This window comes from Bartonella sp. AA168HLJHH, assembly GCF_042197365.1.
Taxonomy (GTDB): domain Bacteria; phylum Pseudomonadota; class Alphaproteobacteria; order Rhizobiales; family Rhizobiaceae; genus Bartonella.
In genome coordinates this window covers 72,247-93,099 of the sequence record NZ_JBHIRS010000005.1, presented here as the reverse complement: position 1 = coordinate 93,099, position 20,853 = coordinate 72,247, and the positions used below count along the sequence as shown (strand labels likewise).

Below are 20,853 nucleotides of genomic sequence, written 5' to 3'. Positions count from 1 at the left end.
TGAATGTAGGAATATACCTATGAGTGCTGTATCTGCGCAAAATACTCGTCGAAAAAATACATTTCTTAGCGATACGCTTATGTTTCGTATTGCTTCTACTTTGCCTAAGTTTTTGTTAGCAAGTTTTGAAGAAATAGGGGATTTTGCCGCGAGTCGAGAAGCATGGAAACTTTCTTGCTTAGCGAATCATTATAAGCCTTTACTATGCTATAATGATGAATGGGGGCAACCAACAGAAAGATTAGAGATCCATTCTTCCTATCAAGCTCTTCAACAATATTCTAGACAAGCAGGTTTGGTTACCTCGCTTTGGGAAAATACGAGCTCAGAAAATGGAGTACGCTATCAAGCGCGTGCGATTCGTTTAGCTTTATCTGCTGGTTTAGAAACAGGACATTTGAATGAAGTTATCATAACGAGTGCAGCTATTGCTGTTTTAATTAGTGATATCGAGCTCTTCAAAAAATGGCAAAATGTACTTTTATCACGCCAATATGATTCCTCATCAAAACCTATTCATCATAAAAAGGCTGCTTCTCTAACTTGTGCATTTGACGATATTGAAAAATACGCTTTCAATTTTCCAAGTGTTAAGAAAATTTCTTTCGATGAAAGTATGGAACGTGATCTATATCGTTTAAATGTTGTAAAAACCAACGTTATTAATCCTACCGCTGACGGATATCTTGTTAGTGCAGATTTAGATGGTCATTTAAGTTGTTTTTTTATTCCACGCATACAAGAAAATGGCGCATTAAATGGATCTATATCGATTCGTCATTTAATTCAGCGTTCTGGAGAACTTTTAACACCAGAGGGGGTTGTCGACTTCCAAGGCAGTTATGGCTGGCTTTTGGGAAATGCTGGAGAAGGGCTTAAAGTTATTAAAGATATCGAGACGATGATGCGTTTCGATCAATCTGTCATATCGGCAGGTGTTTTACGAGCGGCTCTTCAATTTGGTATGGATTTTTTCCGGAAAAAAATGCCCAATCAGCCTTTACCTCCACTGACAGAACGTATTTTTGCAGATATTGCATTAGATATAGCTGCCTCACAAGCATTGGTTTTACGTTTAGCGAGAGCATTTGACAATGCAGCAAATGACCGTTCTGAAGCAGCTTTTGCCCGCATTATGACACCTATTATTGCTTATCATGTAAGTCAATTGGTTGTGCCTATTATTGGTGAAATTATCGCACAACTTGGTATTGAAAGTTTTATAGAGAATAATCCATTATCACAAATGTTGCATAATGGGCCTGCGCGGATTGTGAGAAATAGTTCTGCTAATCAATTGGTAAAGGATGCCATTCTTATTGCTGAAAAAGCACCGGGATTGTTTCAGAAATTGTTGGAAAAAATTGCTCTTGATATTGGACCAGCAGGACCCCGAGCAATTGAAATTATTAAGTCAGCAGGTGATATGGCATCAGCAAATGAAGGTGCAGGAAGATTTTTTGTTGAACAAGTAGCTTATGCAGCAGCAGCAGCAGCATTACGTTCTACAGACATAGAACATGTTGCGAATGCCTATATGGAAAGCCGCCTTGGGGGACAATGGAGATCTTCTTACGGGATGCTCATTGCACGATATAATGCAGGGCATTTGCTCAATGTTCTCTATCCTTCCATATGATGAAAGTTTTGAATTCTATTGAGAGCACCTTGCAATATAAAAGCGGCGGCTGCTGAATCAATACGGCTTGCTCTTTTAGCGCGCGATACATTCATTTCTAAAAGAGACCGTTCCGCAGCAATTGTTGATAAACGTTCGTCCCAAAAAACAAATGGAATTTTTGTATAAGCTTTCATATTACTCACAAAAGCTCTGGTTGCTTGAACACGAGAGCCACTGCTTCCATTCATGTTAAGAGGTAAGCCAATGATAATAACGCCTACATTTTCACGGTCAAAAATTTTAATAAGTCTGTAAGCATCTTCTGTAAATTTTTTTCGCTGTAGTACAGGACGCGGATTTGAGACAGTCAGCCCCCTATCAGAAATCGCAATTCCGATAGTTTTTGTCCCTAAATCTAAGCCTGCTATTGTTTGTCTAGGCAAAAGATGTTTTATAACTTCATCTATATTAATAACAGTCATAAAGGTATAATACGTTTTTTAATGTTTCAGATCTATAGTTATATTCTTTATTCATGTTATCTAATATTCTTGCACTTACAAGTGCAGCCTTGTATAGCCAGAATAAAGATCAAATAAATAAACAAAAAAGCAGAAAGGCGTAAAGAGTATGTCTGTTGATCAAGAGACAGTCAAGCGGATAGCACATTTAGCAAGGATTGCCCTCCACGATGATGAGATAGAACCTGTGACAAAAAAATTCAATGCTATTTTAGGTTTTGTAGAGCAATTGAATGAAGTTGATGTCAGTGGAGTTGAGCCATTAACATCTGTGATGCCGATGACTCTACGAATGCGTGAAGATACTGTTACAGATGGCGATAAAGCAGAAGATATTGTAGCCAATGCCCCTGTTACAGAAGAAAATTTTTTTCTTGTCTCAAAAATTGTTGAGTAACTTTTTATATTTTTGAAATTTGAGAACCAATATGACTGATTTAACAACTCTCACAATTGCGCAAGCTCGTGATGCTTTAATAAAGAAAAATCTCAAAGCAACAGAATTAACGGAAGCTTATTTACAAGCAATAGAATCAGCTAATCCAGTTTTGAATGCTTATGTAACAATAACAGCAGAACAGGCAATGAAAATGGCTGCTGAATCAGACAGTCGCTTAGCGAAAGGGCAGGGAGGGCTTTTGGAAGGAATTCCCTTGGGGATTAAAGATCTTTTTGCAACCTATGGTGTTCATACTCAAGCCTGTTCAAATATCCTTGATGGTTTTAAACCGCACTATGAATCAACTGTCACGGCTAATTTATGGCAAGATGGTGCTGTGATGTTAGGAAAACTTAATATGGATGAGTTTGCTATGGGCTCATCCAACGAAACATCATATTATGGTCCCGTTATTAGTCCATGGAGAAAAAAAGGCTCAAATGAAAAACTCGTACCCGGTGGTTCTTCGGGAGGATCCGCAGCCGCTGTTGCTGCACAAATTTGTGCTGGTGCAACTGCAACCGATACAGGTGGCTCAATACGTCAACCAGCAGCTTTTACTGGAACTGTGGGAATAAAGCCAACTTATGGACGTTGTTCGCGATGGGGCGTTGTCGCGTTTGCTTCATCTCTTGATCAAGCTGGACCTGTTGCTAGAGATGTTCGTGATTGTGCTATCTTACTCAGATCAATGGCCTCTTTTGATGAAAAAGATTCTACTTCCGTCAATTTACCAGTTCCTGATTATGAAAGTTATCTTGGTCAATCAATCAAAGGAATGAAAATCGGTATTCCAAAAGAATATCATGTGGATGGAATGTCTCCAGAAATTATTGAGCTTTGGCAAAAAGGAATAAATTGGTTAAAAGAAGCAGGTGCTGAGATTAAAGATATTTCTTTGCCCCATACAAAATATGCTCTACCTTCTTATTACATTATAGCTCCTGCAGAAGCCTCTTCTAATTTAGCGCGTTATGATGGTGTGCGTTTTGGTTTGCGCATGCCTGGGAAAGACATCATTGAGATGTATGAAAATACGCGTTCTGTTGGTTTTGGTGATGAAGTCAAGCGGCGTATTTTGGTGGGAACTTATGTCCTTTCATCTGGTTATTATGATGCCTGTTATCTAAGAGCTCAAAAAGTAAGAACACTCGTAAAACGTGATTTTGATCAATGTTTTGCTTCAGGCATTGATGCTATTTTGACACCAGCAACACCAACACCTGCTTTTGGTATTGCTGATGAAAAAATAAAAAATGATGCTGTAGCAATGTATCTTAATGATATTTTTACGGTACCAGTTAATATGGCTGGTTTACCAGGAATTTCTGTTCCTGCTGGTCTGTCATCAAATGGTTTACCTCTAGGATTGCAATTGATTGGTAAACCTTTTTCTGAAGAAGTCATTTTTCAGATAGCGCACATTATTGAACAAGAAGCAGGAATATTCAGTGCAGAAAAATGGTGGATGTAATAGTCAAAATTCACAAAGGAGCATTTCTCATCCTTAATAAGAAATGCTTTTTTAAAAGGTGGAGGGATGAGCTCTATTTCCTTAATTCGTAGTCTTACCCACCAAGATAGGCTTCTTTAACACGCGAATCAGAGAGCATAGTTTTTCCTTCACCGTGAAATAAAATATGTCCTACCTCTAAAATATAAGCATAGTCAGCTATGGAAAGTGCAGCAAATGCATTTTGTTCAATAAGAAGAACAGTTTTTCCCATATCATTAATTTTTCGAATAATCGAAAAAATTTCTCGAACGAGAAGTGGTGCTAACCCCAACGAGGGTTCATCTAATATGACCATATCAGGATTGCTCATGAGTGCACGGCCCACAGCAACCATCTGTTGTTCACCACCTGACATTGTTCCTCCCAACTGTTTTGCTCTTTCACGTAGGCGCGGAAAAAGGTCAAATATCCATTCAATATCACGGGAAATTCCCTGCTTATCGTGACGAATATAAGCGCCTAGATGAAGATTCTCTAAAACAGTGAGATGGGGCATGATACGTCGTCCTTCAGGGCTTAGAGCAATCCCTAATCGCAAAATCTCTTCTGGTGATTTTTTTATAATAGATTTGCCATTATAGGTAATTTCTCCATAAACAGAGCGATTAAGCCCTGTAATAGAACGTACAATACTGCTTTTTCCTGCACCATTGGCTCCAATTAAAGTGACAATACTGCCCCGCTTTATGGACATAGAAAGATTTTGGACAGCTTTAATGGCGCCATAATGAACATAAAGATTTTTTATTTTAAGAATATCCATAAACATCTCCGCCAAGATAAGCTTCAATAACTTTAGGGTTATTACGAATTTCATCTGGTGTACCACTGGCAATGCAACAGCCATATTCCATAACCAAAATATGTTGGCAAAGCCCCATAACCACTTTCATATCGTGCTCAATAAGAAGAATTGTAAGATCAAAGTCTTTTTGCACTTTTGCTATGAATTTTCTAAGATCTTCACTTTCTTGTGGATTCATGCCAGCAACAGGTTCATCAAGAAGAAGCAATTTGGGCTTTGTGGCTAACGCACGCGCAATTTCTAGACGTCGTTGCACACCATAAGGTAAAGCTGTTGCCGATTGATTGGCAAGATGATCAAGTTGTAGCTGTTCAAGGAGCTCCAAGGAATTTTTATAAACTTCCTTCTTTTCTTTTATTGCTTTTGAAAAAAAGAGAGCTGACGAAAACCAAGGATATTTTTGTCGAACATGCGCTCCTACCATAACATTCTGCAAAACCGTTAACCCTGAGAAAAGACGAATATTTTGAAATGTTCTGGCAATATGGCTTCTACAGATAATATAAGGAGACGCTCCAGAAATTTTTTTCTCATCAAAAAGAATGGTGCCGCTTGTAGGAGCATAAAATCCAGAAATCATATTGAAAACTGTTGTTTTTCCAGCACCATTGGGACCAATTAATCCAGTAATACTTCCTCGTTTAATTGCCATATTAACATTATTTACAGCAACTAATCCGCCAAAACGCATTACAATATTATTGAGTGAAAGGATATTGTCGTTCATAGCTTTCTCTCAGTATTAGAAAGCTTTTTGCGTGTCAAAAAGCTATAAATTCCATTCCATGAAAATTCTCGTTGTCCCATTAACCCTTTTCTCCAAAACAAGATAATTACCAGCAATAAAAGAGAAAAAACAACCATACGAAGCCCTGGGGTTTCTGGAATATGTATAAAACCTAAGTCAAATGGACTTTCAATAATACGAAGCCATTCAAGCATGACTGTAATAATAATGCTGCCAATAATACTCCCTGTAATTGAACCGAGACCACCAGCAACAACAATCATTAAAATATTAAAAGTCAGAAGAAAATTAAACATTTTGGGATCAATGGTTGAAATAAGAGCCGCCATTAATGCGCCACCTATACCTGCAAAAAATGCTCCAACAGTAAAGGAAAAACTACGGTAGAAAAAAGCATTTATTCCCATAGTTTTCGCAGCTATTTCATCATCACGAATAGCACGTAATACGTTACCAGTATTACTTTGCAGTAAGAGGACAATAAAGAGAACTGTAAATGCTAGCCAACCATAGTTCCACCATAATGTTGCATTTTGAGGTATTCCTTTGATTCCCAAAGAGCCATTTGTGAGCGATGTTGCGTTCGTAATGACAATGCGAATAATTTCCGCAAAACCTAATGTTGCAATTCCAAGATAATCGCCACCAAGACGCAATATTGGTAAAGCAATTAATAAACCTACAACAGCAGCACACAAACCACTTATAACAACAGCGATAAAAAAAGGTAACTGTAAATGATATAATGGTTCAGCAATAGGCTCAAGAATCCACATCATTTCTTTTTGTTCAGGGGAAAGAAGTAAAATTGCGCAAACATAAGCACCAATAGCCATAAATCCAGCATGTCCAAGAGAAAACATACCTGTGAAACCATAAATCAAATTAAGCGAAATTGCCAATATCGCATTAATAGCAATCAGATTGATGATACGAAGCGTATAGTCATTAAAATGGCTATCAGCATAAAATAAAAAACCTATGAGAACTAAAACACTTATACACGATAAAACAGTTGTCGCTGACTTTGCCATTAGATTTTCTCCTGATTTCTTTTACCCATTAATCCTGTGGGTAATATCAATAGAATCAGAATCAATAAAATGAAAGCGAAGGCATCTCGATACCCAGATAGCGCGGGGAAAAATGCGATAATCATAATTTCAATAAACCCTAATAATAATCCTCCCAACATTGCACCTGGTATCGAACCAATACCTCCGATAACAGCAGCGATAAATGCTTTAAGACCAGGAAGAACACCCATATAAGGCTGAATTTGAGGATAACGTAAAGACCACATAATGCCAGCTATGGCGGCAAGAGCTGAGCCTATTCCAAATGTAAGCGCAATAACTTTATTGACAGACACACCCATCAAACGTGTTGTTTCAATATCATGGGAGATTGCGCGCATAGCAAGACCCGGTTTTGTTTTATGGATAATCCATAACAGTAATAAAATAAGAATTAATGACACAAAGGGAACGATCAGAGACATGGGAGCAATTCTGATGATACCATCTGCTCCTGATCCTAGATGCCATAAAAATGGTGTTACAAGAAAGTCTGGCTGTTGTACACCTTTCGGAACACCACTAAAGAGTACAGTAGCAAGATTTTCAATAAAAAAAGAAACACCAATTGCACCGATAAGTGCCGAAATACGCGGAGCATGGCGTAGAGGTTTATAAGCAAATTGATCAACAGCAACACCCACAGCACTTGTAATAAAAATGGAAAAACAAAGAGCTAAAACCCAAATCGGTGTAAAGTCTTGCGGGGAAATTTTAAAATAATAAACAAATCCTAGCGCAAGAATTAAAAAAGCAGCAATCCAATAAATTGGAGGACGCCTTTTAAAGCCTATAAAGACCGAATAATAAACAAGAGCAGCAAGGAACAAAAGAAGAAAAGCTGCCCACGCAGGCATAAAGCCAATTGTGGAAAAGAAAACAAAGTATGCTCCCAGCATAAAGATATCACCGTGAGCAAAATTAATGAGTCTCAGTATACCGTAGACCATGGTGTAGCCAATAGCAATAAGCCCATAAAGAGATCCCAATGCCAGTGCATTAAAAAAGTACTGGATGAACATTTCAGTGCTCATCTCTCATCCTTCCACATTTGTTAATTTACATAGGACAATAAGAAATTTCTAAGTTTTTGGTTGAGAAAAAAATCCTCAACCAATTCTTGCATTTTAGTAAGTAAAACTTTTTAATTAAAAAGCAGGTTTAACTTCTTCTAAATAAACACGTTTTCCATCCTGTATTTTAATGATACCAATAGGAATTTTAGGATTATGATTTTCATCCATTGACATATCCCCAAAGGGGGTAGGAAAATCTTTTAATTGGCTAAGTGCGATAGTAATTTTTTCACGATCAGTGCTACCAGCATTTTCAATAGCCTTCATGAACATCATATAACTCGTGTATCCCAAAACAGAATTGATATTTGGCTCTTTGTCTGGGTAAGCTTTTTTCCATTCTTTTGTGAATTCTTGCGCAGCTACTGACATATTTGGCATATCCTCACTATAGGGAAGTGTCGTATGTAAGAAACCTTCTGCAGCTTTTCCTGCAATCGTAATGGTTTCTGGATTATCCATAGCATCTCCACCCATAATTTGAAACTTCGCCCCTAATTCTCGTGCTTGTTTCATGATGATAGCACCTTCAGAAAAGTAAGATGGAATGAATAAGATATCAGGTTTCTGGGCGATAATTTGCGTGAGAACAGCTGAAAAGTCCTGATCTCCAGAATTATAATTTAAATTTGAGATAACTTCACCACCTAATTTTTTGAAAGCACGCGTAAAATAACTTGCAAGACCAATGGCATAATCGCTTGAAATATCTTTAAGGATAGCAGCTTTTTTTGCGTGTAAAGTTTGGCTTACATAAGTTGCGATTCCTACTCCTTGATAGGAATCAATAAAGCAAGCACGAAAGTAATATTTTTTACCCTGTGTAACAAGGGGACTTGTTGAGGACGTTGCAATGGTTGGAGTCTTTGCCTTTTCAGATATTTCACCACCTGCTAACGAAAGTGAAGAACCATAGCTACCAATGATTCCACTCACTTTTTCACTTGCTGTTAAACGCATAACAGCATTAGCCGCTTCTACTTTATCAGATTTATTATCAATAATAACAAGTTCCACTTTACGTCCTAAAATTTCTGGAACTTTTTTATGGGCTAATTCTATACCTCTAATTTCAAGCTGCCCTCCAAATGCATTTTGACCACTTAATGGAAGATAAACACCAATCTTAATAGGTTCACTCGCATAAACATTTGCTGTAAATGCCATAAATGCTGTGATTATCGTAAGGATTTTCTTCAATTGCATTGCGCATTTTCCTTAATTGAATTGTCGTTTTTTCACCTTATATTGAACTTCTTCATCATGCAAGTTACACATTAATCAAAATATCATTATGTAAAAAAACTTTGTATATGACCTCTTTTGTAGGGCACTCCTTGTAAGGTATGTAAAGTGTACAATCAAATAGTTTTATAAATATTCATGTTGATATTCTCTGACATTAACATAGAAGATACGACAATGTGGGGAAATCTTATCTTGGGGCTTGCGTGTTGATACAAGAGCAATGTTTACTTAAACCTAGAGAATCAATATCGTACAATTTATAAGCTACAGGATCACGTTATTATGACGAGTAAGGATGCATTAAAGGATTGTTCCCCATCTGAGGATAGTATAGGTGCTTGTGGGGAGATTATCGAAATCAGTGGTGTCATTAAGTGGTTTGATGGTAGTAAGGGGTATGGATTTATTGTACCTGATTTACCTCATTTTCCAGATATATTATTGCATGTTACGGTAATGCGAAGGGATGGTTTTCAAACAGCTTTAGAGGGAGCTAAAGTCATTTGTGCTGTGGAAAAAACTGAACGAGGGTTAAAGTGCGTTCAGGTGAAATCCATAGATTGTTCTTCAGCAATTCATCCATCAGAAGTTCCTGCCCGTACCCATGTTGTTGTTACTCCAGAAAGTGGACTAGAACGAGCAATTGTTAAATGGTTTAATCGTGACAAAGGATACGGTTTTCTTAGCCGAGGGCAAGGAACAGAAGATATTTTTATTCATATGGAAACATTGCGCCGTTTTGGTTTAGCAGAGCTTCGTTCCGGCCAAGTTGTTCTTGTACGTTTTGGTAAAGGAGAAAAAGGTTTAATGACAGCAGAGATTTATCCGGACATAGGCATTCCTTTAGCTACGCATTGAATTTCACGAGTGAAATCAGTGTGTTTTCTATATTTTTAAAGATGGTTATTCCGTAAATTGCTATAGAGGTAGATTTTTAAAGAAAATATGGCTCTCGTTAATCCATAAACCAAATGAAGAAAATTTCGCATATTACGTTGAAAAAAACTAGAAAATAACAAGGAAGCAATCCTCTTGTTTTTTGACTTTTAAACTCTGGTACTTTTTATTTTAGAAACAAAATTTAAAATTTTTCTGTGGTGGAGACAAGAATGTTAAAGCCTTTTAAAAAGGGGCATATTGTTTTATTGGTGATGCTTTTTATGTTAGATATGCGTGTTGTTGTAGCAAAGGAGCCCATAGAGATTCCTGTGCATCCGGTTCCTTTAGAAATACATACAAAGCAAGGTCCGGTTTTTTATAAGGTAGAGATTGCTTTTACGCCATCTCAAGCAGCAGCTGGTTTAATGTATCGAACTGATTTTCCACGCGATCGTGCAATGCTCTTTAAGCAGCTAAAAAGTTCTCGATCGGGAGATGAGCAGAAAATTTTTATGTGGATGGCAAATACGCCTTTACCTTTAGATATGATTTTCTTAAACTCTGAGGGAATTATTGTATCGATTATTGAAAATACTTCTCCACTTTCAACAAATACCATTTCATCAGAAGTTCCTGCAGCTTTTGCACTTGAAATTAACGCTGGTGAAGTTTCTAAAAAAAAGATACAAAAAGGACAACGTGTTATTCATCCTGTACTTTGTGGAAAGTGCAATAAAAAATGACCGCTGAAGATATTCGTTTTTTTGAATATAATGGTTTGCGATTTGCTTATCGAGAAGAAGGGCAGGGCGCGCCTATTTTGTTGATCCATGGTTTTGGATCTTCTGCACGGGTGAATTGGTATGCAACGGGTTGGTTTCGTATTCTCACTGAAGCAGGATATCGTGTTATTGCTCTTGATAATCGCGGTCACGGAGATTCAGTTAAAAGTTATGATCCTATCTTTTATACACCTCAAGCTATGGCTGGCGACGCAGTAAAGTTACTGCAGCATTTAGAGTTATCTAAAGCCCATGTTATGGGATATTCTATGGGGGCTCGTATTAGTGCTTTCATGGCTCTTTTGCATCCAACATATGTACACAGTGTTATTTTTGGTGGTTTAGGTATTGGTATGGTGACGGGAGCAGGAAATTGGGAGCCTGTTGCTGAGGCCCTTTTAGCAGAAGATATTTCCACTATTACCAATACGCGCGGTTTAATGTTCCGTAAATTTGCAGATCAAACGAAAAGCGATAGGCGTGCTCTTGCTGCTTGTATCATTACATCAAAACAGGAGTTAACGGCGTCTGAAGTTTACAAAATCAAACAACCAGCACTTGTTGCCGTTGGTTCATTAGATGAAATTGGTGGTGATGCAGAGCCATTGGCAGCCTTGTTGCCTTGTGGTGAAGCTTTATCAATTCCTGATCGAGATCATATGCTTGCTGTAGGCGATAAAGTTTATAAAAAAGGCGTTATCGATTTTCTTTCTCGTTATCCTATAAAATAAGAACTCTTCATAGCTTTTAGAATTTACAGAAATACCCAATATTTTTATTTCGTATAAATTGAAAAAAGCTTATTAAAAAATCTTTTTGTTGTGACGTAAGTTTTTATAAAAAATGAAAAGAAAAATAAACTCTTATTAGCTTATTTTGTATATTTTCCAGAGACGTAATTCTTCTAAGATTAGATAATTATACTTTAAAGGTTATTAAAAAGAATTATTTTCGAATGATGTAATAAATATTTTTTGCTAAAAAATGTAGTTTTAAATAAAAAAATATTTTTATTTATATTTTTTATAAAATAAACAAAATTATAAATTATTGATCAATTTATTCTTACGAATATGCATTTTAAATACAGAGGCTAAAATTGGAGATAAAGTAAAATTATTAAAAATATACAGTTTTTTTGCCATTTTTTAATCTATACGGGTATATTTAATAATGATAGACTCCTTTTGTAAACGTTCTTTATGAATGTATAAAGAACGTTGTGAATATATGTAATATTAAGTAAATATTCAGATTATGCTTTTTTACTGACTTTACAGAATCATAAGAGTGTCTTATTTGCACGACACGCAATTATTTTAATCGTTTCAAAAAAACAGGAGAGCATAGTGAATGCTGATGAAATAAAAAAACTTGATAATTATTTTAAAAATATATTCCAAAACTCAGCATTGCAAGTCAGAGCACGGCCTAAAAAGAGTGATTCTTGTGAGGTTTATATGGGAGATGAGTTTTTAGGCATTATCTATCGAGATGAAGATGAAGATGAGCTCTCCTATAATTTCTCAATGGCTATATTAGATATTGATTTAGAAAATTGATTCGTTATTCATAGTTGAATGAAGTCTTTTTTATCCCATAAGATTTATATAAGTTTTAACGCTTTAAAACTCGTATGGTTATTTCGTGCAATAATAAGATGGTCATGGATAATAATGCCTAATGCATTTGCTGCATCTTTTAATCTATATGTCATTGTTATATCTGCATTAGAGGGTGTGGAATCGCCAGAAGGGTGATTGTGGACTAAGATAAGTCCTGATGCGGATAACTCTAAAGCTCGAGAAATAACTTCACGAGGATAAACAGGGGTATGATCAATGGTTCCAGTTTGTTGCACCTCATCAGCAAGTAAGCCGTTTTTCTTATCAAGAAACAAAATACGAAATTGTTCACGTGTTTCGTGAGCCATAACAGCTTTACAATAAGCTAACACTTTATCCCATGATGAAAAAATATCGCGCTTAAACAATTGCGCACGAGCAAGACGTCCAGCAACATCTGAAATAATTTTTAAATCAACTGCAGTGGCGGGACCACATCCTGGAATTTCTTGAAGTCGGTGAATATCCGCTCCCAACACATCAGCTAATGAACCAAAACGTGCTATCAAATTTTTAGCTATGGGTTTTGTGTTTGCACGGGGTATTGTGCGAAAAAGCAATAATTCAAGATATTCATAATCTTCAATTGCATTTCCTTTTGACTTTAAATAGCGCTTCCGAAGACGTTCACGATGGCCTTGATAATGTTTATGAAGCTGTGCGTTTTTCTGAGGCTCTTCACTTTTTCTTTCTGATACTGGGGTGAGTGGAAAACTCGATGTTAATGCAAAGTGATTACTTTGAGTACCTTCCTTTTGATTTAATTTTTTAGCCATAACATCTCTACATTGCGTTAGGTATGGGAATTTGGAATATAAAAAATATTTTTAGGAGATTGTGTAAATATTTCATACCCTTCATTTGTAACACCAATTGTATGTTCATATTGTGCTGTCAGAGAGCGGTCACGGGTAACAGCAGTCCAACCGTCAGATAAAATCTTAACTTGTGGTTTACCAAGGTTAATCATAGGCTCAATTGTAAACATCATACCTTGTTTTAATTCAATTCCTTCTCCAGGATTTCCATAATGGAGGATATTGGGAGCATCATGAAAAAGTTGGCCGATACCATGTCCGCAAAAATCTCTCACAATTGAACAGCGTTCAGATTCTGCATACTGTTGAATGGCTGCCCCAATATCACCTGTCGTTGCTCCAGGCTTAACGACAGCGATTCCTTGCATAAGACTTTCATAGGTTATTTTTAGCAAGCGTTCTGCTGCACGCCTAATTTTTCCAACAGGATACATTCGGCTTGAATCCCCATGCCAACCATCAAGGATAAAGGTTACATCAACATTTACAATATCACCTTCTTGCAAAGGTCTTTTATTGGGAATGCCATGGCAGACAACGTGATTGATAGATGTACAGCATGAATGGCTGTATCCATGATAATTTAGATCAGCAGGAAGTGCTCCTCGCTTAGCTCCAAAAATAAATACAAAATCATCTATTTCTTGCGTAGTAACGCCCGGCTTAATAATATCTGTAAGCGCATCAAGGCATTCTGCAGCAATACGACCAACTTCACGCATTTTAGCAAAAGCATAATCATCGAAAATGCGGATTTTTCCATTAAATTTTAAAGGGATTTTATTATATTCGATATACTCAGTCATTGTTTCTTCTATTTTCTATTTTTACTCTCTGAATCGGAAAAATGCCTTCTACACTTACATGACACTTTACAGCATAACATTCTACTCCTGATTTTAATGCTAAATCAAACTTACGTCCATAGAGTGGATCAAGATCATGACAAATTGTAAAAGCTGAGCAATCTTCTCGTTGAATAATATAAAGCATAGCAGCTCGTTTTCCTTGTTGTACAACTCTTATGAGCTCATCAAGGTGACGTGCACCACGTTTTGTTTCGCTATCAGGAAATTCTGCTAATCCTTTCTGACGAATAAAATGAACATTTTTGACTTCTAGGTAACAATCAGGAAGAATGTCATCACGTAAAAGAAAGTCAATTCGTGATTGTGTCCCATAGCGTTGTTCTTTTAAAATTGTTTTATATCCATTTAATTCTGGTAGTAATCCGTTTTGAATTGCTTCTAACGCAAGTTTATTGGGTAAAGACGTATTAATGCCAACCAAAGTATTATCGGCTTCAATAATTTCTAATTGATAGGCATATTTTCGTTTGATGTTGTTATGATAAGAAAGCCAAATATTGGTATTGAAAGCTGTTAATCCAAGCATTGATCCTGTATTAGGTACAGACACGGTGAGGACATGCTGATCATCTTGTTGAACATCCGCAAGGAAACGTTTATAACGACGGATAAGCTTTGCAGGAAAAAGTTTGGGAATAAAGTGCATATCCCTTTTTTAGGATTTATGATTTCATAATTCAACTGAGATTATGATTTATAGGGACTGTTCCCTATTAAAAAAGATAAAATTGATGTAAAAAACGCTACGATATCTTATATAAATTGTTATAAATTCCATCGTTCACTTTAATGGCTTTTAAAATTTATTATTAGGTTTAGAAACTATTATCTTTGAATGAAAAGATAGATTATCTATAATTTATTATTAAACAGCATTAGAGTATTGTGAAAAAGGTTTCGTAAAAATAGTGGAGAGGGAGATAGTTTAAGTGAAACTAGGTAAAATTGATGGCAGGAACGAATAGGAATCGTGAAAATTTAACAAATGGTCCCATTATTATTTTAGTTGAACCGCAGCTTCCTGAAAACATTGGTATGGTCGCAAGGGCAATGGCAAATTTTGGACTTTCTAAGCTTCGATTAGTCAATCCTCGAGAAATGTTTCCAAATGAAAAAGCTAGAGCTGCTGCAAGTAAAGCTGATCATGTCATTAACAATGCTGTGATTTTTAACACATTGCGTGATTCAATTGCAGATTTACACTATGTTTTTGCCACAACAGCACGTGAAAGATGTGGATTTAAAACTGTAAAAAGTGCTGTCGAAGCAGCAAGCGTATTACGTCAGCGTGAAAGTATCGGACATAAGACTGGGATTGTCTTTGGAAGAGAGAGATGGGGACTAGAAAATGATGAAATCAGCCTTGTTGATGAAATTATTACTTTTCCAGTTAATCCTGCTTTTGCGTCACTTAATATTGCGCAAGCGGTTCTTTTAATGTCTTACGAATGGATGAAAACTGGTTTAGAGAATGTCAGCGATACGGCATTTCGTGCAGCAGAGATGGAACCTGCAAATAAAACAATATTCCATGGTTTTTTATCTCAGTTAGAAGAGGCTTTGAATATCCGTGGGTATTTTAGACCACCAGAACGTAAAGAAGTAATGCTTGCAAATTTGCGCTCTGTTTTTACGCGCGCTAACTTTAGTGAACCTGAGGTTCGTTTATTGCGAGGCATTATATCTTCTTTGGATCATTTTTCGCCACAATATCCACGAGGGAGTAGAGCACCGGAAGAGCGTGATCGTAAAAAAATTAAAAATAAGTGTGAAAACTAATGGATGAACGACCTGTTCTTTTTTTTGATAGCGGTATTGGTGGTTTAACAGTATTCAGGGAAGCGCGTATTCTTATCCCTGACATGCAATTTATCTATGTTGCTGATGATGCAGGATTTCCTTATGGAAATTGGAAAGAAAATATTTTGAAAGAGCGTATTTTGAAGATTTTTAAAAATATTTTAACACGTTACAATCCAGCTTTATGTGTGATTGCTTGCAACACTGTTTCTACACTGATGATAGCAGATTTACGACAGAATTTTCCTCATGTCCCTTTTGTAGGAACGGTTCCTGCAATTAAATCAGCTGCTGAACAAACAAAATCTGGTTTTATTTCCGTATTAGCGACTCCTGGAACAGTTAAACGTGCTTATACAAATGAATTAATTAACTCTTTTGCTGGACAGTGTCATGTTCAGCTTGTGGGAAGTAAAAAGCTAGCTGGACTTGCTGAAGATTATTTACGGGGAAAATCTATCGATTCAGAAGAGTTAAGAAAAGAAATCCTGCCATGTTTTGTGGAAAAAAATGGACAATATACGGATGTTATTGTTTTAGCCTGCACACATTATCCTTTTTTGATTAATTTCTTTCGTGATCATGCTTTATGGTCCGTTGAGTGGATTGATCCGGCGAAAGCGATCGCCAAACATATCAGATCTTTATTACCATTGTCGGGAAAGATACACCATCAATATATAAAGAAATATCAAGATTTTGCGTTATTGACATCGAAAAATATCACTTCTTTAACGGAGAATTTGTTTAAAGGATTTGGCTTAAAACTCATGAAAGGAGTTGACTTTGGGTTACGAGACCAATAATGATGATCTAGCTATTTTTTCAAGAAAATAGCATTAATTGACGTGTCCCGTGGATAACTTTGCATATTGATATGTTAAGGTATTCTGTCAGTCTTTAGTATTTAAAGGCAGAGGAGGGCGCGTTTCCTTGGGGTCTTAAGATCTCGTGTTTTATTTTATAAGGAAATGCGATGAGTAAACGCGAAACAACAAAGTATAAAATTGACCGTCGTATGGGAGAAAATATTTGGGGGCGTCCAAAATCTCCTGTCAATCGTCGTGATTATGGTCCAGGTCAGCATGGACAGCGTCGTAAAGGAAAACTTTCTGACTATGGGGTTCAGTTGCGCGCTAAACAGAAATTGAAAGGGTTTTATGGAGATATTTCAGAAAAACAATTTCATAAAACCTATGAAGAGGCAGCTCGTCGACGGGGCGATACTGGCGAAAATCTTATCGGTCTGTTAGAATCACGTTTGGATGCTGTTGTTTATCGTGCAAAATTCGTACCTACGATTTTTGCTTCTCGCCAATTTATCAATCACGGTCATGTTAATGTCAATGGGCGGCGCACAAACATTCAATCTTATCGTTGTAAACCCGGTGATGTTATTGAGGTTCGGGAAAAATCGAAACAACTTGTTTTAGTGTTAGAATCAGTGCAATTGGCAGAACGTGATGTCCCTGATTATATTGAAGCAGATCATAAACAGATGAAAGCAACCTTTACACGTATTCCTGCTTTTGCAGATGTTCCTTATGCTGTGCAAATGGAACCTAATCTGGTTGTTGAATTTTATTCTCGATAATTTTTCTGTAAGAGAAATTGTTTCTCTCTTCTATTATGATAACTTCAAAATATTGTGTTATTCTTACAATATTTGAAGTTAATAAGTTCTTTTTGTAAATGGTTCTATATTAAGTTTATTGCTATGTTTTATAGTCATAAATTTGTATAGTTCCATTTCTTTTTTGTGTATCTAATTTATAAATTCAAAAAACATAAATATAAGCTTGCTTTAATATTTGTTTTTATCTTTGCAAAACGAACCGTTTATTGTGCAGGATATGGTATTATGAATGATGTTTCAGTTGAATATCAGGCAATAGAAGAAAACAAAGGGAGAGATGATCCTTTAATAAGCGAAGCAGATAATTGTCATCCAATGTTTCGTGTTGCTCCTTCAAGCGTAGAATTTAATAAATTGCGCAAACGGCTTTTACGTCATATGCGACAAGCTTTGGATGATTTTTCTATGCTCTCTACAGGGAAAAAATGGCTTGTTGCTTTATCGGGTGGAAAAGACTCTTATGGTTTATTAGCGCTTCTTTTAGACTTAAAGTGGCGAGGTCTTTTATCCGTTGAAATTCTAGCCTGTAATCTTGATCAAGGGCAACCAGGATTTCCTAAGCATATTCTTCCAGACTTTTTAAGTTCTTATAAAATTCCATATCGTATTGAATATCAGGATACTTATTCCATTGTTACAGATAAATTGGCAGAGTCGCAGACATATTGTTCACTTTGTTCTCGATTGCGACGTGGTAATCTCTATCGTATTGCACGTGAAGAAGGATGTTCTGCATTAGTTTTAGGTCATCATCGTGATGATGTTTTAGAAACATTTTTTATGAATTTGTTTCACGGTGGCCGATTAGCTGCCATGCCTGGAAAACTTAAAAATGATGAAGGAGATCTTTTTGTATTACGTCCTCTTGTTTATGCTGCTGAGGAAGATATGGAAAAATTTTCTCAAGAAATGCAATTTCCAATTATTCCTTGTAATCTTTGCGGTAGTCAAGATGGATTACAACGTAATGCAATGAAAGAAATGCTGAAAAATATAGAAAGACAAATGCCAGGACGTAAAGATACGATGATTCGCGCTTTAACAAATGTACGCCCAAGTCATTTGCTTGATAAGAAATTCTTTGATTTTAAAACGTGTTAATAAAAATTAGATATTTTTAAAATAAGTTTAAAGAGTTTAAGATAAGAGACTTATTTATAATGATAATTTATTTTTTTTCATTTAAATATCGTCAGATTGTTTTGTTTCAAATTCTCTTATATTGCTTCCATAAAAAACATCCGTTTGCATATCACAAAGGAAATTCTTGTGTGCATAAAACACTCTTGAAAAAAGTTTCCTTTCACTAACCAATGACTGTCGTAATATGAAAAATGGGAAAATAGTAAGGTTGTCGATTTGCTCTTTTGTTAATTAAAAATGGTGAGCCTTGTGGATTTTATTCTTTTGCGCCGCCGTCACCGCCATTTAAAGCTCATTTAAGGCATTAAATTAAGAGAATATATAACTGCTTGGTATTTTGGGAGTGTATAGCAAACATTCAGAATAAGGATTGCTCGTAAATTCTCATGAAGTAAGTCACATGATCGGTTCTTGTTATGAAAAGTCGCTTTTTTATAAACCAATGCTGATAGAAATCTTCATCATTGAGGACAGGGAAGGAGTTAAATTTTTAAACTGCTATACCATAAAGGTCATAGGCATCCGATTGTTCGATTTTAACGGTGACAAATTCACCAACACGCAGTGGGCGTCGTGATGATATATGGACAACACCATCTATTTCTGGAGCATCGTACTGACTACGTCCTTTGGCAACTTTTCCTTGACTTTCATCGATAAGCACTCGGAGTCTTTTTCCAATTTTTTTCTTTAAAAGATGTGTAGAAATTTGTTGTTGTTTTGCCATAAAACGATGCCAGCGGTTTTCTTTCACCTCTTCAGGAATATTTTCTAATCCCAAATCATTTGCGGCAGCTCCTTTTACTTCTTCATATTTAAAGCACCCCGCGCGTTCAATTTTTGCTTCTTCTAGCCATTCTAGAAGTATATTAAAATCTTCATTCGTTTCACCAGGAAAACCAACGATAAATGTTGATCGCAAAGTAAGATCTGGACATATTTTCCGCCATTTTTCAATTCTACGGTTTGTTTTTTCCATAAGTGCGGGACGCTTCATGTGACGCAAAACAGTTGGTGATGCATGCTGAAAAGGTATATCCAGATAAGGAAGAATTTTTTTTGCAGCCATAAGTTCGATAACTTCATCAACATGGGGATAAGGATAAACGTAATGCATACGTACCCAAATACCCATATCGCCTAGTTCGCGACAAAGATCAAAGAATTTAGTTTTGATTGTACGATCTTTCCAAGCATTTTCGAGATATTTAAGATCAACACCATAAGCACTCGTATCCTGTGAAATAACCAAAAGTTCTTTTACACCCGCTTGCACGAGTTTTTCAGCTTCACGAAGAACATCGCTGATGGGACGTGAAGTGAGATCACCACGCAGTGTAGGGATGATACAAAAACTACACCGATTAGAGCATCCTTCAGAAATCTTTAAGTAGGCGTAATGGCGAGGTGTTAAACGAATACCTTGGGGAGGAACTAAATCAAGAAAAGGATCATGAACAGGAGGAATTGCTGTATGAACAGCTTCTATAACGCTTTCATAAGCTTGCGGTTTTGTAATAGCCAATACATTAGGATATGTTTGGCGAATAGCATCAGGATCAGCACCAAGACACCCCGTTACAATAACTTTTCCATTTTTTTTAAGAGCTTCATCAATATTGGCTAATGATTCTCTCCTTGCCGAGTCAAGAAAACCACAGGTATTCACAATAACGACATCAGCTCCTTGATGTTGACGTGAAATCTCATACCCTTCAGAGCGAAGGCGTGTAATAATTCGCTCAGAATCTACGAGTGCTTTTGGGCATCCGAGGGAGACAAAACTAATACGAGGTGCTACCATGATGATCCTACAATTACTATGAATGATTGAGTTGCGCTTTTATTAATTTAAAAATAATGTTCTTTATTTTTATACCTATGCAATACAATCTGTTACAAAGTTATTTGATTTTTTTCTACAAAATTTTATGTGTTTTTATGCATGCATACAATTTTGTCTTATTATATCGTAAAATTCCGTTATTGAGGATGATGATATAAGGCAGCTTCCTTCAAAGCATTTAAGTTCTTTTCAAAGTACGTGGTGAATATTTTAAAACTTACTTGTCAAGCCCTGCATTAAGTGAAGAACATGGAGGGAAGGGAAAGTGAAACCCGCTCGATAAGGATCTGGATTGTTTATAAACTGAATTGGGGCCATCCTTTGACTGTGGAGAAGAAGTCAATTGCGTGTGGCACAATAAAAAAATACTCAACAGATTCTTACTGCGATATCTATCGCGTACTA

General features: G+C 36.3%; 20 protein-coding genes and 1 pseudogene. 11 read left to right on the top strand and 10 right to left on the bottom strand.

The features are described 5' to 3' along the window. The first annotated feature begins 19 nt into the window (after positions 1-19). Positions 20-1,639 carry an acyl-CoA dehydrogenase family protein gene (locus tag ACFINM_RS04815; RefSeq protein ID WP_375621277.1) on the top strand — a complete coding sequence of 540 codons (1,620 nt, stop codon included), beginning with the start codon at positions 20-22 and terminating at the stop codon, positions 1,637-1,639. On the opposite strand, the gene ruvX is transcribed toward ACFINM_RS04815, so the two are convergent. Then, the gene (gene ruvX / locus ACFINM_RS04810) at positions 1,624-2,103 is read right to left on the bottom strand and encodes a Holliday junction resolvase RuvX (RefSeq protein WP_375629871.1); all 480 of its coding nucleotides are present in this window, start codon (positions 2,101-2,103) and stop codon (positions 1,624-1,626) included. The two genes, ACFINM_RS04815 and ruvX, sit on opposite strands and share 16 nt — an antisense overlap. 148 nt (positions 2,104-2,251) lie before the next feature. Here ruvX and gatC point away from each other — a divergent pair, with 148 nt between their 5' ends. Both gatC and gatA read left to right on the top strand, forming a co-directional pair. Then, the gene (gene gatC / locus ACFINM_RS04805; protein WP_375621275.1) at positions 2,252-2,539 is read left to right on the top strand and encodes an Asp-tRNA(Asn)/Glu-tRNA(Gln) amidotransferase subunit GatC; all 288 of its coding nucleotides are present in this window, start codon (positions 2,252-2,254) and stop codon (positions 2,537-2,539) included. Positions 2,540-2,570: 31 nt separating this feature from the next. Next, a complete protein-coding gene (gene gatA, locus ACFINM_RS04800) occupies positions 2,571-4,055 on the top strand; it encodes an Asp-tRNA(Asn)/Glu-tRNA(Gln) amidotransferase subunit GatA (protein WP_375640804.1) in 1,485 nt (494 codons plus the stop codon). A gap of 94 nt (positions 4,056-4,149) precedes the next feature. Here the strand turns inward: gatA and ACFINM_RS04795 are convergent, their stop codons facing one another. From ACFINM_RS04795 to ACFINM_RS04775, 5 genes are all read right to left on the bottom strand, one after another. Further along, positions 4,150-4,860: an ABC transporter ATP-binding protein gene (locus ACFINM_RS04795; protein WP_273791026.1), complete on the bottom strand. Its 711-nt coding sequence runs from the start codon at positions 4,858-4,860 to the stop codon at positions 4,150-4,152. Continuing rightward, complete coding sequence (locus ACFINM_RS04790; RefSeq protein ID WP_375621273.1) at positions 4,847-5,629, bottom strand: ABC transporter ATP-binding protein; 783 nt, start codon at positions 5,627-5,629, stop codon at positions 4,847-4,849. Before ACFINM_RS04790 ends, ACFINM_RS04795 begins: the two co-directional genes overlap by 14 nt. Beyond that, positions 5,626-6,684, bottom strand: a complete 1,059-nt coding sequence (locus ACFINM_RS04785) for a branched-chain amino acid ABC transporter permease (protein ID WP_375621272.1) — start codon at positions 6,682-6,684, stop codon at positions 5,626-5,628. The genes ACFINM_RS04790 and ACFINM_RS04785 overlap by 4 nt, the downstream gene beginning before the upstream one ends. After that, positions 6,684-7,760 (bottom strand): branched-chain amino acid ABC transporter permease, encoded by a 1,077-nt coding sequence (locus ACFINM_RS04780; protein ID WP_375621271.1) that lies wholly within the window; start codon positions 7,758-7,760, stop codon positions 6,684-6,686. Before ACFINM_RS04780 ends, ACFINM_RS04785 begins: the two co-directional genes overlap by 1 nt. Before the next feature lie 114 nt (positions 7,761-7,874). Beyond that, positions 7,875-9,008, bottom strand: a complete 1,134-nt coding sequence (locus tag ACFINM_RS04775) for an ABC transporter substrate-binding protein (protein ID WP_375621270.1) — start codon at positions 9,006-9,008, stop codon at positions 7,875-7,877. Positions 9,009-9,332: 324 nt separating this feature from the next. Between ACFINM_RS04775 and ACFINM_RS04770 the strand changes: the two genes are divergently transcribed. The 4 genes from ACFINM_RS04770 (at position 9,333) to ACFINM_RS04755 (ending at position 12,273) form a co-directional block, all read left to right on the top strand. Next, positions 9,333-9,908, top strand: a complete 576-nt coding sequence (locus ACFINM_RS04770; RefSeq protein ID WP_273791031.1) for a cold-shock protein — start codon at positions 9,333-9,335, stop codon at positions 9,906-9,908. A 251-nt stretch (positions 9,909-10,159) separates the two neighbouring features. Continuing rightward, entirely contained in the window at positions 10,160-10,672 is a 513-nt protein-coding gene (locus ACFINM_RS04765) for a DUF192 domain-containing protein (RefSeq protein ID WP_375621269.1), read from the top strand. Then, positions 10,669-11,442: an alpha/beta fold hydrolase gene (locus tag ACFINM_RS04760; RefSeq protein ID WP_375611926.1), complete on the top strand. Its 774-nt coding sequence runs from the start codon at positions 10,669-10,671 to the stop codon at positions 11,440-11,442. The genes ACFINM_RS04765 and ACFINM_RS04760 overlap by 4 nt, the downstream gene beginning before the upstream one ends. A gap of 618 nt (positions 11,443-12,060) precedes the next feature. Continuing rightward, the gene (locus ACFINM_RS04755) at positions 12,061-12,273 is read left to right on the top strand and encodes a DUF3126 family protein (protein WP_375621268.1); all 213 of its coding nucleotides are present in this window, start codon (positions 12,061-12,063) and stop codon (positions 12,271-12,273) included. Between the two features lie 44 nt (positions 12,274-12,317). On the opposite strand, the gene radC is transcribed toward ACFINM_RS04755, so the two are convergent. Genes radC through sfsA form a run of 3 tightly spaced genes read right to left on the bottom strand, consistent with a single transcriptional unit; the run spans position 12,318 to position 14,669 of the window. Beyond that, positions 12,318-13,112 carry a DNA repair protein RadC gene (gene radC, locus ACFINM_RS04750; protein ID WP_375621267.1) on the bottom strand — a complete coding sequence of 265 codons (795 nt, stop codon included), beginning with the start codon at positions 13,110-13,112 and terminating at the stop codon, positions 12,318-12,320. A gap of 17 nt (positions 13,113-13,129) precedes the next feature. Further along, the gene (gene map / locus ACFINM_RS04745; RefSeq protein ID WP_375629859.1) at positions 13,130-13,960 is read right to left on the bottom strand and encodes a type I methionyl aminopeptidase; all 831 of its coding nucleotides are present in this window, start codon (positions 13,958-13,960) and stop codon (positions 13,130-13,132) included. After that, entirely contained in the window at positions 13,953-14,669 is a 717-nt protein-coding gene (gene sfsA, locus ACFINM_RS04740) for a DNA/RNA nuclease SfsA (RefSeq protein ID WP_375640803.1), read from the bottom strand. The genes map and sfsA overlap by 8 nt, the downstream gene beginning before the upstream one ends. Positions 14,670-14,971: 302 nt before the next feature. Here sfsA and ACFINM_RS04735 point away from each other — a divergent pair. The 4 genes and pseudogenes from ACFINM_RS04735 (at position 14,972) to ttcA (ending at position 18,560) form a co-directional block, all read left to right on the top strand. Next, positions 14,972-15,809, top strand: a pseudogene (locus tag ACFINM_RS04735) (RNA methyltransferase). Next, positions 15,802-16,629, top strand: a complete 828-nt coding sequence (murI, locus tag ACFINM_RS04730) for a glutamate racemase (RefSeq protein WP_375640802.1) — start codon at positions 15,802-15,804, stop codon at positions 16,627-16,629. Before ACFINM_RS04735 ends, murI begins: the two are co-directional and overlap by 8 nt. A 170-nt stretch (positions 16,630-16,799) precedes the next feature. Beyond that, entirely contained in the window at positions 16,800-17,417 is a 618-nt protein-coding gene (gene rpsD, locus ACFINM_RS04725) for a 30S ribosomal protein S4 (RefSeq protein ID WP_273722651.1), read from the top strand. 267 nt (positions 17,418-17,684) lie between these two features. Beyond that, complete coding sequence (ttcA, locus tag ACFINM_RS04720; protein ID WP_375634106.1) at positions 17,685-18,560, top strand: tRNA 2-thiocytidine(32) synthetase TtcA; 876 nt, start codon at positions 17,685-17,687, stop codon at positions 18,558-18,560. A 532-nt stretch (positions 18,561-19,092) separates the two neighbouring features. Here the strand turns inward: ttcA and rimO are convergent. Then, positions 19,093-20,406: a 30S ribosomal protein S12 methylthiotransferase RimO gene (gene rimO / locus ACFINM_RS04715; RefSeq protein WP_375640800.1), complete on the bottom strand. Its 1,314-nt coding sequence runs from the start codon at positions 20,404-20,406 to the stop codon at positions 19,093-19,095. Positions 20,407-20,853: the final 447 nt, after the last annotated feature.

What these genes read in the sequence shown, in the direction of transcription:
- ACFINM_RS04815 (WP_375621277.1), top strand. Translation starts at nt 20, where the DNA reads ATGAGTGCTGTATCTGCGCAAAATACTCGTCGAAAAAATACATTTCTT.
- ruvX (WP_375629871.1), bottom strand. Translation starts at nt 2,103, where the DNA reads ATGACTGTTATTAATATAGATGAAGTTATAAAACATCTTTTGCCTAGA.
- gatC (WP_375621275.1), top strand. Translation starts at nt 2,252, where the DNA reads ATGTCTGTTGATCAAGAGACAGTCAAGCGGATAGCACATTTAGCAAGG.
- gatA (WP_375640804.1), top strand. Translation starts at nt 2,571, where the DNA reads ATGACTGATTTAACAACTCTCACAATTGCGCAAGCTCGTGATGCTTTA.
- ACFINM_RS04795 (WP_273791026.1), bottom strand. Translation starts at nt 4,860, where the DNA reads ATGGATATTCTTAAAATAAAAAATCTTTATGTTCATTATGGCGCCATT.
- ACFINM_RS04790 (WP_375621273.1), bottom strand. Translation starts at nt 5,629, where the DNA reads ATGAACGACAATATCCTTTCACTCAATAATATTGTAATGCGTTTTGGC.
- ACFINM_RS04785 (WP_375621272.1), bottom strand. Translation starts at nt 6,684, where the DNA reads ATGGCAAAGTCAGCGACAACTGTTTTATCGTGTATAAGTGTTTTAGTT.
- ACFINM_RS04780 (WP_375621271.1), bottom strand. Translation starts at nt 7,760, where the DNA reads ATGAGCACTGAAATGTTCATCCAGTACTTTTTTAATGCACTGGCATTG.
- ACFINM_RS04775 (WP_375621270.1), bottom strand. Translation starts at nt 9,008, where the DNA reads ATGCAATTGAAGAAAATCCTTACGATAATCACAGCATTTATGGCATTT.
- ACFINM_RS04770 (WP_273791031.1), top strand. Translation starts at nt 9,333, where the DNA reads ATGACGAGTAAGGATGCATTAAAGGATTGTTCCCCATCTGAGGATAGT.
- ACFINM_RS04765 (WP_375621269.1), top strand. Translation starts at nt 10,160, where the DNA reads ATGTTAAAGCCTTTTAAAAAGGGGCATATTGTTTTATTGGTGATGCTT.
- ACFINM_RS04760 (WP_375611926.1), top strand. Translation starts at nt 10,669, where the DNA reads ATGACCGCTGAAGATATTCGTTTTTTTGAATATAATGGTTTGCGATTT.
- radC (WP_375621267.1), bottom strand. Translation starts at nt 13,112, where the DNA reads ATGGCTAAAAAATTAAATCAAAAGGAAGGTACTCAAAGTAATCACTTT.
- map (WP_375629859.1), bottom strand. Translation starts at nt 13,960, where the DNA reads ATGACTGAGTATATCGAATATAATAAAATCCCTTTAAAATTTAATGGA.
- sfsA (WP_375640803.1), bottom strand. Translation starts at nt 14,669, where the DNA reads ATGCACTTTATTCCCAAACTTTTTCCTGCAAAGCTTATCCGTCGTTAT.
- murI (WP_375640802.1), top strand. Translation starts at nt 15,802, where the DNA reads ATGGATGAACGACCTGTTCTTTTTTTTGATAGCGGTATTGGTGGTTTA.
- rpsD (WP_273722651.1), top strand. Translation starts at nt 16,800, where the DNA reads ATGAGTAAACGCGAAACAACAAAGTATAAAATTGACCGTCGTATGGGA.
- ttcA (WP_375634106.1), top strand. Translation starts at nt 17,685, where the DNA reads ATGAATGATGTTTCAGTTGAATATCAGGCAATAGAAGAAAACAAAGGG.
- rimO (WP_375640800.1), bottom strand. Translation starts at nt 20,406, where the DNA reads ATGGTAGCACCTCGTATTAGTTTTGTCTCCCTCGGATGCCCAAAAGCA.